Consider the following 15,044-nt stretch of genomic DNA (forward strand, 5'->3'; position numbering starts at 1 on the left):
CCCCCGAATAGTGCCAGGTGATGGATCAGCGCTTGAAGGAATTGGAATCGGCAGAAAAGAAAACTGAGCGTTGATAAACATCAGACATGAAAAAACCCGGACACTGTCCGGGTTTTTCGTGGGGCACTTACAACGACTTACTCAGCCGCCGGCGCTTCCGGCTTGCGGCGCTTGAGCGGGGCCATGCCGTCCTTGCTGACCAGGGAATCGCTCTTCGGCCGGTTGACGCTCTTGCGCTTGGTCGGGGTCTTGGCGGCAGTTTTTTTCTTGTCGCCCTTGGCGTCGGTCTTTTTCTTCTTCACGCCGACGGCCTTGCCCGAGGCCTTGACCTTTTTCGGTCCGCCGTAGGTGCCTTTCACTTCCTTGATGGTACGGCGCTCGAAGCTCTGCTTGAGGTAGCGTTCGATGCTCGACATCAGGTTCCAGTCGCCGTGGCAGATCAGCGAGATGGCCAGGCCATCGTTACCGGCGCGGCCGGTACGACCGATGCGGTGCACGTACTCGTCGCCGCTGCGCGGCATGTCGAAGTTGATCACCAGGTCCAGGCCGTCCACGTCCAGACCGCGGGCAGCGACGTCGGTGGCCACGAGGATTTTCACGCCGCCCTGCTTCAGGCGGTCGATCGCCAGTTTGCGATCCTTCTGGTCTTTCTCGCCGTGCAGCACGAACGCTTTGTATTCCTGCGCCACCAGGCGCCCGTAGATACGGTCGGCCATGGCCCGGGTGTTGGTGAAGACGATGGCCTTCTGGTAGGTCTCGTTGGCCAGCAGCCAGTTGACGATCTGTTCTTTGTGCTGGTTGTGGTCAGCGGTAATGATTTGCTGGCGGGTGGTGTCGTTCAGCTGGCTGACCGCGTTGAGCTGCAGGTGCTCAGGGTTGTTCAGGACCTTGGCGATCATCTCGCGCAGGCCGGAACCGCCAGTGGTGGCGGAGAACAGCATGGTCTGCTGACGATTCGGGCATTCGTCCACCAGACGCTGCACGTCCTCGGCAAAGCCCATGTCGAGCATGCGGTCGGCTTCGTCGAGTACCAGGACTTCGACTTCCTTGAGGTCGAGGTTGCCGGCGTTCAGTTGCTCGATCATCCGGCCCGGCGTACCGATCAGAATGTCCGGCACCTTGCGCAGCATCGCAGCCTGGACCTTGAAGTCTTCGCCGCCGGTGATCAGGCCGGACTTGATGAAGGTGAACTGCGAGAAACGTTCAACTTCTTTCAGCGTCTGCTGGGCCAGCTCGCGGGTCGGCAGCAGGATCAGGGTCTTGATGCTGACGCGGATTTTCGCCGGGCCGATCAGACGGTTGAGGATGGGCAAAACGAATGCAGCGGTTTTGCCGCTACCGGTTTGCGCCGTCACCCGCAGGTCACGCCCCTGGAGCGCCAGCGGAATGGCCGCGGCTTGCACAGGCGTTGGCTCGACAAATTTCAGCTCGGCCACGGCTTTGAGCAGGCGTTCGTGCAGGGCGAATTGGGAAAACACGGGTGCTACCTCGAAGAAATGCAAAAAAACAGCTGCATAGGGTAACGGTTTCGAGCGCTCAGGCCGAGTTTCTTTATACAAATGGCGGTAAACAGTTGGTTTTTTGTTGCCTGATTTTTCCTCAAACGTAATACAAAGCGTCTTAAATGCTCTAATCCCCCCTCGCGCCCTACAGAAGAATCGTTTTTAACCATGGATATCAAACAGCTCTGGATCAACGCCCTGGACCTTTGGGGGGCCCTCGACCAGCACCCGCTCGTGCATTCCAGCCTGGCATTGCTGCTGTTACTGGCCATTGCGCTGTTCCTCGGACGGGTGGCGCGCTATCTCATTCTTCACGCGGCCAAAATGCTCGGCCGCCAGCCGGCCTTGCACTGGGTCAATGATTTCCTGCAGAACAAGGTGTTCCATCGCCTGGCGCAGATCACCCCTTCGCTGGTGATCCAGTTCGGTCTCAATCTGGTACCGAACCTGAGCAAGACCAGTCTGGGTTTCCTCGGCAACGTCGCGCTGTCCTTCACCTTCCTGTTTCTGCTGCTGGCGGTCAGCGCCCTGCTCAATGCCCTGCTGGACATCTACGCCCGCACCGAGCACGCCCGCACCCGCTCGATCAAAGGCTATGTGCAACTGGCGAAAATGGTGTTGTACGTGTTTGGTGCGATCGTCATCGTCGCCACGCTGATCGACCGCTCGCCGCTGTTGCTGCTGTCGGGTCTGGGTGCCATGTCGGCGGTGATTCTGTTGGTCTACAAGGACACGCTGCTGTCGTTCGTCGCCAGCGTGCAGTTGACCAGCAACGACATGCTGCGGGTCGGCGACTGGATCGAAATGCCCCAGGTGGGCGCCGACGGCGATGTGGTGGACATCACCTTACACACGGTCAAGGTGCAGAACTTCGACAAGACCATCGTCTCGATTCCAACCTGGCGCCTGATGTCCGAGTCGTTCAAGAACTGGCGCGGCATGCAGGCTTCCGGTGGTCGCCGGATCAAACGCAGTCTGTTCATCGACGCCAGTGGCGTGCGCTTCATCCGCGATGATGAGGAGCTGAAACTGTCCCAGGTGCATTTACTGACCGATTACATGAGCCGCAAGAAAGCCGAGCTCAAGGCGTGGAACGAAGCCCAGGGTAACGTCGCGGCGATGTCGGCTAATCGTCGGCGGATGACCAATATCGGGACGTTTCGGGCCTATGCGTTGGCGTACTTGAAAAGTCACACAGAGATCCAGCCGAACATGACCTGCATGGTCCGCCAGATGCAGACCACGGCCCAAGGCATTCCGTTGGAGATCTACTGCTTTACCCGCACCACGGCATGGGCCGACTACGAGCGGATCCAGGGTGATATTTTCGATTACCTGCTGGCGGTGCTGCCGGAGTTCGGGTTGAGCCTGTATCAGCAGCCGAGCGGAACGGATTTGAGAGCCGGGTTGTTGCCGGCGGTACTGGGCGCGAGTCATATTCCCGAAGCCGAAAAGCGCAGGGTGTAACACCACATAACCTGTGGGAGCGAGCTTGCTCGCGATCGCTATTTCACAGCCGACATCTTTGCCGACTGTCATGCCGTCATCGCGAGAAAGCTCGCTCCCACAAGGTTCAATGAACAGCCAAAGACTTGCGTATCCCCAACCGACTGATCCACACCGCCAGCAAAATCACCGAACCACCGAGCAACAACCGCCCCAGTTCTTCATGCTGGTTCCAGATCAGCAGATTGATCAGCAACCCCACGGGCACGTGCAGGTTGTTCATCACCGCGAGGGTCCCGCCATTGACCAGGCACGCGCCTTTGTTCCACCAGTAGAGCCCCAAAGCGGTCGAGACCAGGCCGAGGAACAGCAGCACGCCCCATTGCAGCGGTGCTTCGGGCAGGAAGTTCTGTTTGCCGAACAGCAGAAACGCCGGCAATGCCACCGCCAGTGCGCCAAGGTAGAAATAACCGAAGCGTCGGTAGTGCGGCAGATCGCTCGGGTGGCGGGCAACCAGGTGTTTATAGAGCACCTGCCCGGCGGCGTAGGTGAAGTTGGCCAGTTGCAGCAACAGGAAACCCATGAAGAAGTCCGGGTTGATCCGGTCAAAGCGAATCACCGCCGCCCCCGCCACTGCCACCAGCGCCGCAACCAGGGCCCAGGGATTGAAGCGACGATTCAGTGCATCTTCAATCAGAGTCACATGCAACGGCGTGAGGATGGTGAACAGCAACACTTCCGGCACCGTCAATACGCGAAAGCTCAGGTACAGGCAGACGTAGGTCACGCCGAACTGCAACGCGCCGATCAGCAGCATGCCGCGCATGAACGCCGGCTCCACCGAACGCCAGCGGGTCAGAGGAATGAACACCAGCCCTGCCAGCAGCACACGCACCAGCACCGCGAAGTAACTGTCGACATGACCGGCCAGGTATTCGCCGATCAAACTGAAGGAAAACGCCTGGATCAGCGTGACAAAAAGTAGATAGCCCATGCTTGCCTCATTTCGAATGGCGGCGACGATAACGGGTTTTGCTACTGATCGCGAACACCCAAACAATACAAAAATCCATTGTGGGAGCGAGCTTGCTCGCGATGACTGAGTGTCAGTCGACAACACCTTGTCTGACACACCGCAATCGCGAGCAAGCTCGCTCCCACAGGGTTTTGCAGGTGTTCGTCAGATCGCAGGCAAAAAAAAGCCCGATCTCTCTAAAGCGTTCAATCGGGCCAGAGCACTCAGGAGCAACAAGTGCGAAGGGAGGTTCGATGCGCGTGCAGGCTTGAAGGGTTGCGCCAGGTCACTAGACCATCCAGCGATTATCCGGCGATTAACGGGTCAGGCCACTTGCGAAAGCTTGGCGTTCGCCTGGTTCAGGCCTTTCTCCTGGAAGTCACCGCCCAGGTTCATGCCTTCGGCGTGGATGAACGTCACATCGTGGATACCGATGAAGCCCATGACCTGACGCAGGTACGGTTCCTGGTGATCGGCGGCGCTGCCGGCATAGATGCCGCCGCGAGCCGTCAACACGTAGGCGCGCTTGCCGCTGAGCAGGCCTTGCGGGCCGGTTTCGGTGTACTTGAAAGTCACGCCGGCACGCAGCACATGGTCGAGCCAGGCTTTCAGGGTGCTGGGAATCGCAAAGTTGTACATGGGCGCGGCCATGACCAGTACATCGGCGGCGAGCAATTCGTCGGTCAACTGGTTGGAGCGTTCCAGGGACGCCTGCTCGATGTCACTGCGCTGCTCGGCGGGTTTCATCCAGCCACCCAGCAGGTTGATGTCCAGGTGCGGCACCGGCTTGACGGCCAGGTCCCGGACGGTGATCTGGTCATTCGGGTGAGCGGCTTTCCACTGGCTGATGAAGGTCTGGGTCAGTTGACGGGAAATCGAGTCTTGCTGACGGGCACTGCTTTCGATGATCAGAACGCGGGACATGGGATGTAGCCTCCATCTGAGAATGCTGTAGGTCGATGGAGTGAAGGTTAAACAGAGTCATATCGATGAAAAAGCGCAAATAACTGCTATAACCCATCAATAAATTCGTTTATAAGCTCAACATACTCTGCGGGAGCGGGCTTGCTCGCGAAGGCGGTGTGTCATTCACGTTGATATCGACTGACACGGCCTCTTCGCGAGCAAGTCCGCTCCCACAGGAGATTGCTGTCATTTCGGGGTGCAGGTCAGCTCGATGCGCAGCTTGATGATGTTGCGGCTGAACTTGGCGGTGGCATTTTTGTGCTTGCCGGCCGGTACGTCGATCTTGCGGGTACGTGGAGCTTCCGGACCATTGATGAAAACGGCTTTGCAGCTTGCATCGACGTCGCCGTAGTTGGCCACCTGAATGGAGCCGATGTCGCTATCCGTGTCGTAGGTCTGGTAATCGATCTTCATGCCGTTGAGGTCTTTCTTCACATCGATCGGGTAAGCCATCGCCGTCAGCGGCAGCAGCGCCAGCAGCACACAACAGAATTTTTTCATTCAGCAGCCTCCAATAAGGGCTGCCAGCTTAGGACAAGAGGAGCTCAACATGAAAGCGCCCCGCGTGACCCTTGATCAATGGCGAACGCTGCAGGCCGTGGTCGATCACGGTGGTTTCGCCCAGGCCGCCGAGGCGCTGCATCGCTCGCAATCGTCGGTCAGCTACACCGTGGCACGCATGCAGGATCAGCTCGGCGTGCCGCTGCTGCGCATCGACGGACGCAAAGCCGTGTTGACCGAAGCCGGCGGCGTGCTGTTGCGGCGCTCCCGGCAACTGGTGAAACAAGCCAGCCAACTCGAAGACCTGGCCCATCACATGGAACAGGGCTGGGAAGCCGAAGTACGCCTGGTGGTCGATGCCGCTTACCCAAGCGCCCGCCTCGTCCGCGCCTTGACTGCATTCATGCCGCAAAGCCGTGGCTGCCGGGTGCGCCTGCGTGAGGAAGTGCTGTCGGGCGTGGAGGAAGTCCTGCTCGAAGGTGTTGCCGACCTGGCCATCACCGGGTTCAGTATTCCCGGCTACCTGGGCGCGGAATTGAGCGACGTCGAGTTCATCGCGGTTGCCCACCCGGAACATCCCCTGCACCGCCTCAACCGCGAACTGAGCTTCCAGGACCTGGAAAGCCAGATGCAAGTGGTGATCCGCGACTCGGGGCGCCAGCAACCACGGGACGTCGGCTGGCTCGGTGCCGAACAGCGCTGGACCGTCGGCAGCCTGGCCACCGCCGCGACCTTCGTCAGCAGCGGCCTGGGTTTTGCCTGGCTGCCCAGGCACATGATCGAACGGGAACTCAAGGAAGGTACGCTCAAGCTGCTACCGTTGGATCAGGGCGGTAGCCGCAACCCGAGCTTTTACCTGTATTCGAACAAGGACAAACCGCTGGGACCTGCCACGCAGATTCTCATCGAACTGCTGCGTACGTTTGACACTGCACCACTGGACGCACCGTTCGCCGCCCCCGAACAAGCCTGACACGGAGTGTATGCATGGCCTATTTCGAACACGAAGGTTGCAACCTGCACTATGAGGAATATGGCCACGGCACGCCGCTGCTGCTGGTCCACGGTCTCGGCTCCAGCACCCTGGACTGGGAAAAACAGATCCCGACACTTGCCACCCGTTACCGGGTGATCGTTCCTGATGTACGCGGCCATGGCCGCTCCGACAAGCCTCGCGAGCACTACAGCATCGCCGGCTTCAGCGCTGATCTGGTCGCGCTGATGGAGCATCTGAACCTTGGCCCGACGCATTATGTGGGACTGTCCATGGGCGGCATGATCGGCTTTCAACTGGGCGTGGATCAGCCGCAACTGCTGAAAAGCCTGTGCATCGTCAACAGTGCACCCGAGGTCAAGCTGCGCAGCCGCGACGATTACTGGCAGTGGTTCAAGCGCTGGAGCCTGATGCGCGTGCTGAGTCTGGGGGCTATCGGCAAGGCCTTGGGCGACAAGTTGTTCCCCAAGCCCGAGCAGGCAGAATTGCGACAAAAGATGGCCGAGCGCTGGGCAAAAAACGACAAACATGCTTATCTCGCCAGCTTCAATGCCATTGTGGGCTGGGGGGTCCAGGAACGACTTTCGAAAGTCACCTGTCCAACCCTCATCGTCAGTGCCGACCGTGACTACACACCGGTGGCGCTGAAGGAAAGCTACGTAAAACTGCTGCCCGATGCGCGGCTGGTGGTGATCGCCGATTCACGCCACGCCACGCCGCTGGACCAGCCGGAACACTTCAACCAAACACTGCTGGACTTTCTGACCGCAGTCGACACCACCACTCAGGATCACTGACCCATGCTGAAAAAAATCGCCCTCGCCGCAGGCTCCGTCCTGTTTGCCGCCAACCTGATGGCCGCGACGCCGGAAAAAGCCCCGCATGTGCTGCTTGATACTTCCAATGGTCCAGTCGAAATCGAACTGGATCCCGTCAAGGCCCCAATCAGCACCAAGAACTTTCTTCAATACGTTGACAGTGGCTTCTACAACAACACTATTTTCCATCGTGTGATTCCAGGATTCATGGTTCAAGGTGGTGGTTTCACTCAACAGATGCAGCAAAAAGAAACCAAGACGCCGATCAAGAACGAATCGAAGAACGGCCTGCATAACGTCCGTGGCACGTTGTCCATGGCTCGGACTTCCGATCCTGATTCGGCCACCAGCCAATTCTTCATTAACGTCAAGGACAACGATTTCCTCGATCAGGGTGACGGTTATGCCGTTTTCGGCAAAGTGGTCAAAGGTATGGAAAATGTGGACATCATCGTCAATTCGCCAACCACCGTTCGTGGTGGCATGAAGGACGTACCGGCCGACCCGGTCTTCATCAAGTCGGCCAAGCGCATCGACTGAGACTAAGCTGAACAGGGATGTTCGAGCGGCGCAGGTGTTCCGGCGCCGCTCATACTGTTTAAAGGAGAGCCCCTGTGCGGGGCAGTGAACCAATGCTCTATCGCCGTTTTGAAAAACTGATCGATATCTTCCGTGACGCGCCGACGGCGTCCCCGCCGGACCGTGTATTCCCTTTTTATACCTATTACCTCAAGCAGGTCTGGCCGAGCTTCGCCGCCCTGCTGATCGTCGGGCTGTTCGGTGCATTGATCGAGGTCGCGCTGTTCAGCTACCTGAGCCGCATCATCGACCTGGCCCAAGGCACCCCGAACGTCGATTTCTTCAAGGAGCATGGCCTCGAACTGGCCTGGATGGTGGTGGTTGCCCTGATCCTGCGCCCGGTGTTCGTAGGCCTGCATGACCTGTTGGTGCACCAGACCCTGAGCCCCAGCATGACCAGCATGATCCGCTGGCAAAACCACAGTTATGTGCTCAAGCAGAGCCTGAATTTTTTCCAGAATGATTTCGCCGGGCGCATCGCCCAACGCATCATGCAAACCGGCAACTCACTGCGCGACTCCGCCGTGCAGGCCGTGGATGCCCTGTGGCATGTGTTGATCTACGCCATCAGTTCCCTGGTGCTGTTCGCCGAAGCCGACTGGCGCCTGATGCTCCCGCTGCTGACCTGGATCGTCGCGTTCATCAGCGCCCTCTGTTACTTCGTACCCAGGGTGAAGAATCGCTCGGTGATGGCCTCTGATGCGCGCTCCAAACTCATGGGACGGATTGTCGACGGCTATACCAATATCACCACCCTGAAGCTGTTCGCCCACACCCATTTCGAACAGCAATACGCCCGCGAAGCCATCAAGGAACAAACTGAAAAGGCGCAACTGGCCGGCCGCGTGGTCACCAGCATGGACGTGGTCATCACTAGCCTGAACGGCTTGCTGATCGTCTGCACCACCGGCCTCGCCCTGTGGTTGTGGACCCAGTCGCTGATCACCGTCGGCGCCATCGCTCTGGCCACTGGCCTGGTGATCCGTATCGTCAACATGTCCGGCTGGATCATGTGGGTGGTGACCGGCATCTTCGAAAACATCGGCATGGTGCAGGACGGTTTGCAGACCATTTCGCAACCGGTCACCGTCACCGACCGCGACCAGGCAAAACCCCTGGCGGTGGCCCGTGGCGAAGTGCGTTTCGAGCATGTGGATTTTCACTACGGCAAGCAGAGCGGGATCATCGGCGACCTCAACCTGAGCATCAAAGCCGGTGAAAAAATCGGCCTGATCGGCCCGTCCGGTGCTGGTAAATCGACCCTGGTGAACCTGCTGCTGCGCCTGTATGACGTGGAAGGCGGACGCATCCTGATTGACGGCCAGAACATCGCCGACGTCAGCCAGGAAAGCCTGCGCGAACGCATCGGCATGATCACCCAGGACACCTCGCTGCTGCACCGTTCGATCCGTGACAACTTGCTGTATGGCAAACCCGACGCCACCGACGCCGAACTCTGGGAGGCCGTGCACAAGGCCCGGGCCGACGGTTTCATTCCTTCACTGTCGGACGCAGAGGGCCGCACCGGTTTCGATGCCCACGTTGGCGAGCGCGGGGTGAAACTCTCCGGTGGCCAGCGCCAGCGCATCGCCATTGCCCGTGTGCTGCTCAAGGACGCGCCGATCCTGATCATGGACGAAGCCACGTCAGCACTGGATTCGGAAGTCGAAGCGGCGATCCAGGAAAGCCTCGAAACCCTGATGCAGGGCAAAACCGTGATCGCCATCGCACACCGGCTCTCGACCATCGCCCGCATGGACCGGCTGGTGGTGCTGGAAAACGGCAAGATCGCCGAAACCGGCAGCCATGCCGAACTGCTGGCCCATGGCGGTTTGTATGCACGCTTGTGGCAACACCAGACCGGCGGGTTTGTCGGGATCGACTGAGCAGTGCTGCGACCACAAAACCTGTGGGAGCGGGCTTGCTCGCGAATGCGGTAGATCATTCAACAACGATGCCGACTGACACACCGTCTTCGCGAGCAAGCCCGCTCCCACAGGGATTGGCGTGACCGATAGACCCAAAACACCGCCAGAACCCTTCAACAACGGGGCCTGGCGGTTTTTTCTGCCTGCTGGAATTCTGAAAAAACCCTGCTGTACTCACTGCAACGTTCTGGAGGTGGTTCTGCAGTCCATCGGCTGGATGCTCAAGGCTGCATAATCTCGAAAGGGCTCACTCTCATGTCTCTGTTAAAACGTTCGGCTACAGAGTTGGTAGGTACGTTCTGGCTGGTGTTGGGTGGTTGCGGCAGTGCGGTGCTGGCGGCGGCTTTTCCGGATGTGGGGATCGGTCTTCTCGGGGTGTCCTTCGCGTTTGGCCTGACCGTGCTGACCATGGCCTTCGCCATTGGCCATATTTCCGGCTGTCATCTCAATCCTGCGGTATCCCTTGGCCTGGTGGTGGGTGGGCGGTTTCCGGCCAATGAATTGCCGGCCTACATCATTGCCCAGGTCATTGGCGGCGTGATTGCAGCCGCCCTGCTGTACTTCATTGCCAGCGGCAAACCCGGTTTCGAACTGGCGGGCGGATTGGCATCCAACGGCTATGGCGAACACTCGCCCGGCGGCTATTCGATGGCGGCAGGGTTTGTCTGTGAACTGGTGATGACGGCGATGTTCATCCTGATCATCCTCGGCGCCACTGACAAACGTGCACCGGCTGGACTGGCACCGATTGCCATCGGCCTGGGGCTGACGCTAATCCACCTGATCTCGATCCCGGTCACCAACACCTCGGTCAACCCGGCGCGCAGCACCGGCCCGGCGCTGATCGTCGGCGGCTGGGCGATTCAACAACTGTGGATGTTCTGGGTCGCACCGCTGCTCGGTGCAGTCGTCGGCGGCGTGCTGTATCGCTGGTTGGGCAAGGAAGACACCTGACACACTGCACGGTGAAGATCAGCCTTGTCGATAAGGCAAGGCTGACTTCGCATCCTCCGCATAAGCCAGTACCCCCAGCCGCTCCTGCTCCAGGAAGTCTTTCACCGCCGCTTTCAATCCCGGATGGCGCAAGTAGTGCCAGGAATGGGTGATCACCGGCTCGAATCCGCGAATCAATTTATGCTCCCCCTGAGCCCCCGCATCGAAGCGCTGGAAACCGTTGGCGATGGCGTAGTCCATGCCCTGGTAGAAGCAGGTCTCGAAATGCAGGCGGTCGAACTCTGCCAGGCAACCCCAGTAACGCCCGTAGAAACTGTCGCCCCCCACCAGGCTGAAGGCCATCGCCACCGGCCGTGATCCCTGTTTGGCCAGCACCACGCGAATCGATTCGGGCATGCGTTCGGCCAACAGGCTGAAAAATTCTCGCGTGAGATACGGCGCTTGCCGGCGCACCGCGTAAGTATTGGCGTAGCAGGCATAGACGAAGTCCCACTGTGTCTGGCTCAGCTCTCGACCTTCAAGCCACTCGAATTCAATGCCCTGCCCCGCCACTTGCTCCCGCTCTTTGCGCATCTGTTTGCGCTTGCGCGAACTGAGCACGTCGAGGAAGTCCTGAAAATCCCGGTAGCCGCGATTCTGCCAGTGGTATTGACAGCCAACGCGCTGCAACCAACCGGGCTGCTCGCTCAATGCCGCGTCGGTGAACGCATCGGTGAAATTGATGTGGGCGCTGGAGAGCCCTTCAAGCTCAAGGTAACCCGGCAGGCTTTTCAATAACTCGAAGCCGTCTTCGACCGTGGTCGCCAACAGCCGTGGCCCGGTGACGGGACTGAACGGCACGGCGGCCAACAGCTTGGGGTAGTAGTCGATGCCGGCGCGTTCACAGGCATCGGCCCAGGCGTGATCGAACACGTACTCGCCGTAGGAATGCCATTTGCGATAACCGGGCAGCGCAGCGATCAGGCGGTCACCTTCAACGTGCAGCAGATGCTCGGGCTGCCAGCCGGAATGGGGCCCGACGCTGCCGCTGTCTTCCAGTGCGCTCAAAAAAGCGTGACGCAGAAAAGGCTGACTCTCCGGCACCAGGGCGTCCCAGGTCCGTGGGGCGATTTCTGACAGTCTTTGCAGGCGTTGCAACGGCATCACCATCCTCACTCTTCATGGCGTGAAAGCCTCGCGAGTATCGCCGATCGCTCTCCTTTGCACACGGCCAATTCGACGACAGTGCTCTAACTCAATAGTTCACGACGACTTTGTATCGTCATCGACATGACATCACATCGCCACCGCTCTGTCATAAACCATAGCGATACTGGCGCCTGTTTTTAGAGCGCCGGGTTATACCCGGCCACTGTTTTCCGCCCCTTACGGTCGGTTGTGTCCGGATGGCTCTGTCATCCCCTCTCATCTTCGGAGATTGATATGCGTCTTGCTTCCACGAAAACTGCGGCGGCCTTGTGTGGTGGCCTGCTGTTGGCCATGAGTGTTCCGGCCAGTGCCGCAGTCGACGCCAAACTGCTCGACATGCTCAAGGCTAACGGCTCGATCACCAACGCGCAGTACAGCGAACTGCAAGCCGAGCTGGCCAGGGATCAGAAAGACCAGCAGATCGCCCGTCAGGCTCAGCAAGAGACTAATGAGCAAATCGCGGCCACCGCCAAGAAAACCGATGCTCTGAGCACCTTCGACCAGAAACTGGCCTGGGCCGCCAAGACCCAATTCAAGGGTGACGTGCGTTTCCGTGAAGAAACCGTGCACAACGATGGCGTGCCAAACAACAAGGACCAGGATCGCCAGCGCATTCGTGCCCGCCTGGGTGCCTACAGCGAAATCAACCCGCAGGTCGACACCGGTATCCGTATCGCCACCGGCAGCAATGACGACGCTCGTTCGACCAACCAGGACCTGAACAACTACTTCGACAAGAAGCAGATCTGGCTGGACCAGGGTTACATCGACTACCACCCTGACGCGATCAAGAACCTGCACCTGGTTGGCGGCAAGATGCCGCAACAATGGGTGAGCATGGGCGACATCATCTGGGACAGCGACATCAACCCTGAAGGCCTGGCCGTCACCTACAAGTACCCGCTGAGCGGCAGCACCGAGCTGTTCGGTAGCGCCGGTCACTACACCCTCAAGGACAACGTCGACGGTGAAGGCGTGCAGTTCAAGCACGACCTGCGCCTGTACGCTGGCCAGTTGGGTGGTCGCTTCGCCATCACCGACAGCATGAAAATGACGCTGGGCGGCAGTATCTACTCCTACGACAACGACAGCAGCAGTGCCTGCCCTACCTCCGGCACCGTTACCACGCCATGCGCCCTGGCCGTCAACGGCAACAGCCCGAACGAAACCTTCAAACTGTACGAAGGCTTTGGTCAGCTGGACTTCACCAACCTGCCGGTTCCGCTGTCGCTGTACGGTCAGTACGTCAACAACACCGATGCCAGCAACGACCAGGACACTGGCTGGCTGGCCGGTGTGAAGTCCAAGCTCTACGGCTTCAACCTGGACTACAACTACCGCGACGTACAGCGTAACGCTGTGGTGGGTGCCTTCACCGACTCCGACTTCGCCAACGGCTTCACCGGTTCGCGCGGCAGCAAGCTGAAAGTGAGCTACGACCTGGACAAGAACTTTGCCCTGGGCGCGACCTACTTCATGGCGACCTCGGACCAGACCAACGCCAACATCAACAAGAAAGATTCGGACATCAACACCCTGCAGCTGGATGCCGAAGCCAAGTTCTGATTTACCCCGCTACACGACCCGGGCAAGGAAGCCCGGGCCGCTTTTACAGCCTGGCGTTGGTGTGTCGGTCCCCATCATCCTCCGACACGTCAACGCCGGGCTGTTTTCAATTCCCCGCCTGCACATATTCATTTGTGGCGAGGGGGCTTGCCCCCGTTGGATCGCGAAGCGATCCCAAGACCAGTCACCGCGTTTTACCAGAAACACTGTGTCAATCTGACTTGCGGCTACTACGTAGCCGAACGGGGGCAAGCCCCCTCGCCACAAAAGCCCCGCAAAAAAAGATCGCAGAATCAGCGCTTGCGCAGCAACACGCTACCAATCGAATAACCGGCGCCGAACGAGCTGAGCACGGCCAGCGAACCGGCGGCCAGATCGTCCTGGTTCTTGTGGAAGGCAATCACGGAGCCGGCGGAACTGGTGTTGGCGTAGGTGTCGAGAATCACCGGCGCTTCCTGTTCGGTGGCGTCGCGGCCCAGCAGTTTCTTGACGATCAGGTGGTTCATGCTGAGGTTGGCCTGGTGCAGCCAGAAGCGCTTCACGTCGCTGACGTTGAGCTGGTTCTCTTCCAGGTGCGTAGCCACCAGTTCGGCCACCATCGGGCACACGTCGCGGAACACCTTGCGACCTTCCTGCACGAACAGTTTGTCCCTGGCGCCAATACCCTCTTCCGCCGCGCGGTTGAGGAAGCCGAAGTTGTTGCGGATGTTGTTGGAGAACTTGGTCAGCAGCTTGGTGCTGACGATGTCGAACTGGTACTTGGACGTCGCCAGGTCGGCACGTTCGATGATCACCGCGGTGGCGGCGTCGCCGAAGATGAAGTGGCTGTCGCGGTCACGGAAGTTCAGGTGGCCGGTGCAGACTTCCGGGTTGACCATCAGGATCGCCCGGGCCTGGCCCAGTTGCACGCTGTTGGCGGCGGTCTGGATACCGAAGGTCGCCGAAGAACACGCCACGTTCATGTCGAAACCGAAACCCTGGATGCCCAGCGCTTCCTGGACTTCGATGGCAATGGCCGGGTAAGCGCGTTGCAGGTTGGAGCAGGCGACGATCACGCCGTCGATGTCGGCGGCAGTCTTGCCGGCGCGCTGCAGGGCTTGCTCGGCAGCGCCGATGGCCATTTGGCACAGCACCGACCACTCGTCGTTGGAGCGTTCCGGCAGGCGCGGGGCCATGCGTTGCGGGTCAAGGATGCCTTCCTTGTCCATGACAAAGCGGCTCTTGATGCCAGAGGCTTTCTCGATGAACGCGGCGCTGGACTCGGTCAATGCTTGCACTTCACCGCGTGCAATGGCATCGGCGTTGTCGGCGTTGAATTGCGCCACGTAAGTATTGAAAGACTGCACCAGCTCTTCGTTGGAAATGCTGTTGGCCGGGGTGTACAGGCCGGTGCCGCTGATGACGACGTTATGCATGGTCGTGTCTCTAATCTGTTCAGGCAGAAAGCATTGGCACCGTCGTACCAACACGCAAAGGGTCTATTCCCGTCCGGGGACGCAAACCTGGCATCGCTTTATTCCGACCCGCCCGTAACCATGAAGGCTCAAAACCGCGGGGCCGGCGTTTATAGGCGCGAAGTTTGCCATA

13 protein-coding genes are annotated in these 15,044 nt (G+C 59.3%); 7 read left to right on the forward strand and 6 right to left on the reverse strand.

What is annotated here, in order from left to right; genetic code table 11:
• Positions 1–137: 137 nt before the first annotated feature.
• The gene (locus ABIA48_RS07350) at positions 138–1,478 is read right to left on the reverse strand and encodes a DEAD/DEAH box helicase (RefSeq protein ID WP_007984884.1); all 1,341 of its coding nucleotides are present in this window, start codon (positions 1,476–1,478) and stop codon (positions 138–140) included.
• A gap of 192 nt (positions 1,479–1,670) precedes the next feature.
• On the opposite strand from ABIA48_RS07350, the gene ABIA48_RS07355 reads away from it, so the two are divergent.
• Positions 1,671–2,969, forward strand: coding sequence for a mechanosensitive ion channel family protein (locus tag ABIA48_RS07355; protein ID WP_429487591.1), 1,299 nt, complete (start codon positions 1,671–1,673; stop codon positions 2,967–2,969).
• Between the two features lie 106 nt (positions 2,970–3,075).
• Here the strand turns inward: ABIA48_RS07355 and ABIA48_RS07360 are convergent, their stop codons facing one another.
• The 3 genes from ABIA48_RS07360 to ABIA48_RS07370 form a co-directional block, all read right to left on the reverse strand.
• On the reverse strand, positions 3,076–3,942 hold the full coding sequence (locus tag ABIA48_RS07360) for a carboxylate/amino acid/amine transporter (protein ID WP_007997241.1): 867 nt from the start codon (positions 3,940–3,942) through the stop codon (positions 3,076–3,078).
• Positions 3,943–4,287: 345 nt separating this feature from the next.
• On the reverse strand, positions 4,288–4,887 hold the full coding sequence (locus ABIA48_RS07365) for an FMN-dependent NADH-azoreductase (RefSeq protein WP_007984869.1): 600 nt from the start codon (positions 4,885–4,887) through the stop codon (positions 4,288–4,290).
• A 228-nt stretch (positions 4,888–5,115) separates the two neighbouring features.
• Positions 5,116–5,430: a 3-phosphoglycerate kinase gene (locus ABIA48_RS07370; protein ID WP_310063624.1), complete on the reverse strand. Its 315-nt coding sequence runs from the start codon at positions 5,428–5,430 to the stop codon at positions 5,116–5,118.
• Positions 5,431–5,479: 49 nt separating this feature from the next.
• On the opposite strand from ABIA48_RS07370, the gene ABIA48_RS07375 reads away from it, so the two are divergent.
• From ABIA48_RS07375 to aqpZ, 5 genes are all read left to right on the forward strand, one after another.
• Positions 5,480–6,403 (forward strand): LysR family transcriptional regulator, encoded by a 924-nt coding sequence (locus ABIA48_RS07375; RefSeq protein WP_085717243.1) that lies wholly within the window; start codon positions 5,480–5,482, stop codon positions 6,401–6,403.
• Between the two features lie 14 nt (positions 6,404–6,417).
• Positions 6,418–7,221 carry an alpha/beta fold hydrolase gene (locus ABIA48_RS07380; RefSeq protein WP_429487595.1) on the forward strand — a complete coding sequence of 268 codons (804 nt, stop codon included), beginning with the start codon at positions 6,418–6,420 and terminating at the stop codon, positions 7,219–7,221.
• A gap of 3 nt (positions 7,222–7,224) precedes the next feature.
• A complete protein-coding gene (locus ABIA48_RS07385) occupies positions 7,225–7,782 on the forward strand; it encodes a peptidylprolyl isomerase (protein WP_429487597.1) in 558 nt (185 codons plus the stop codon).
• A gap of 92 nt (positions 7,783–7,874) precedes the next feature.
• Positions 7,875–9,707 (forward strand): ABC transporter ATP-binding protein, encoded by a 1,833-nt coding sequence (locus ABIA48_RS07390; RefSeq protein WP_429492812.1) that lies wholly within the window; start codon positions 7,875–7,877, stop codon positions 9,705–9,707.
• Positions 9,708–10,004: 297 nt separating this feature from the next.
• Positions 10,005–10,703 (forward strand): aquaporin Z, encoded by a 699-nt coding sequence (gene aqpZ / locus ABIA48_RS07395; protein ID WP_007984856.1) that lies wholly within the window; start codon positions 10,005–10,007, stop codon positions 10,701–10,703.
• A gap of 18 nt (positions 10,704–10,721) precedes the next feature.
• On the opposite strand, the gene ABIA48_RS07400 is transcribed toward aqpZ, so the two are convergent.
• The gene (locus ABIA48_RS07400; RefSeq protein ID WP_429487599.1) at positions 10,722–11,846 is read right to left on the reverse strand and encodes a GNAT family N-acetyltransferase; all 1,125 of its coding nucleotides are present in this window, start codon (positions 11,844–11,846) and stop codon (positions 10,722–10,724) included.
• Between the two features lie 279 nt (positions 11,847–12,125).
• Here ABIA48_RS07400 and ABIA48_RS07405 point away from each other — a divergent pair, with 279 nt between their 5' ends.
• Positions 12,126–13,457: a putative porin gene (locus ABIA48_RS07405; RefSeq protein ID WP_429487601.1), complete on the forward strand. Its 1,332-nt coding sequence runs from the start codon at positions 12,126–12,128 to the stop codon at positions 13,455–13,457.
• Positions 13,458–13,750: 293 nt separating this feature from the next.
• Here ABIA48_RS07405 and ABIA48_RS07410 read toward each other — a convergent pair whose 3' ends face one another.
• Entirely contained in the window at positions 13,751–14,872 is a 1,122-nt protein-coding gene (locus ABIA48_RS07410) for a beta-ketoacyl-ACP synthase III (protein ID WP_429487603.1), read from the reverse strand.
• Between the last annotated feature and the right edge of the window lie 172 nt (positions 14,873–15,044).

Origin of the sequence: Pseudomonas sp. S30_BP2TU TE3576 (genome assembly GCF_050436025.1) — a bacterium.
In the GTDB taxonomy this organism is placed as follows: Bacteria; Pseudomonadota; Gammaproteobacteria; order Pseudomonadales; family Pseudomonadaceae; genus Aquipseudomonas.

Coding starts and splice junctions, on each gene's coding strand:
- aqpZ (WP_007984856.1), top strand. CDS start 10,005: ATGTCTCTGTTAAAACGTTCGGCTACAGAGTTGGTAGGTACGTTCTGG.
- ABIA48_RS07390 (WP_429492812.1), top strand. CDS start 7,875: ATGCTCTATCGCCGTTTTGAAAAACTGATCGATATCTTCCGTGACGCG.
- ABIA48_RS07410 (WP_429487603.1), bottom strand. CDS start 14,872: ATGCATAACGTCGTCATCAGCGGCACCGGCCTGTACACCCCGGCCAAC.
- ABIA48_RS07400 (WP_429487599.1), bottom strand. CDS start 11,846: ATGCCGTTGCAACGCCTGCAAAGACTGTCAGAAATCGCCCCACGGACC.
- ABIA48_RS07365 (WP_007984869.1), bottom strand. CDS start 4,887: ATGTCCCGCGTTCTGATCATCGAAAGCAGTGCCCGTCAGCAAGACTCG.
- ABIA48_RS07360 (WP_007997241.1), bottom strand. CDS start 3,942: ATGGGCTATCTACTTTTTGTCACGCTGATCCAGGCGTTTTCCTTCAGT.
- ABIA48_RS07355 (WP_429487591.1), top strand. CDS start 1,671: ATGGATATCAAACAGCTCTGGATCAACGCCCTGGACCTTTGGGGGGCC.
- ABIA48_RS07385 (WP_429487597.1), top strand. CDS start 7,225: ATGCTGAAAAAAATCGCCCTCGCCGCAGGCTCCGTCCTGTTTGCCGCC.
- ABIA48_RS07370 (WP_310063624.1), bottom strand. CDS start 5,430: ATGAAAAAATTCTGTTGTGTGCTGCTGGCGCTGCTGCCGCTGACGGCG.
- ABIA48_RS07380 (WP_429487595.1), top strand. CDS start 6,418: ATGGCCTATTTCGAACACGAAGGTTGCAACCTGCACTATGAGGAATAT.
- ABIA48_RS07375 (WP_085717243.1), top strand. CDS start 5,480: ATGAAAGCGCCCCGCGTGACCCTTGATCAATGGCGAACGCTGCAGGCC.
- ABIA48_RS07405 (WP_429487601.1), top strand. CDS start 12,126: ATGCGTCTTGCTTCCACGAAAACTGCGGCGGCCTTGTGTGGTGGCCTG.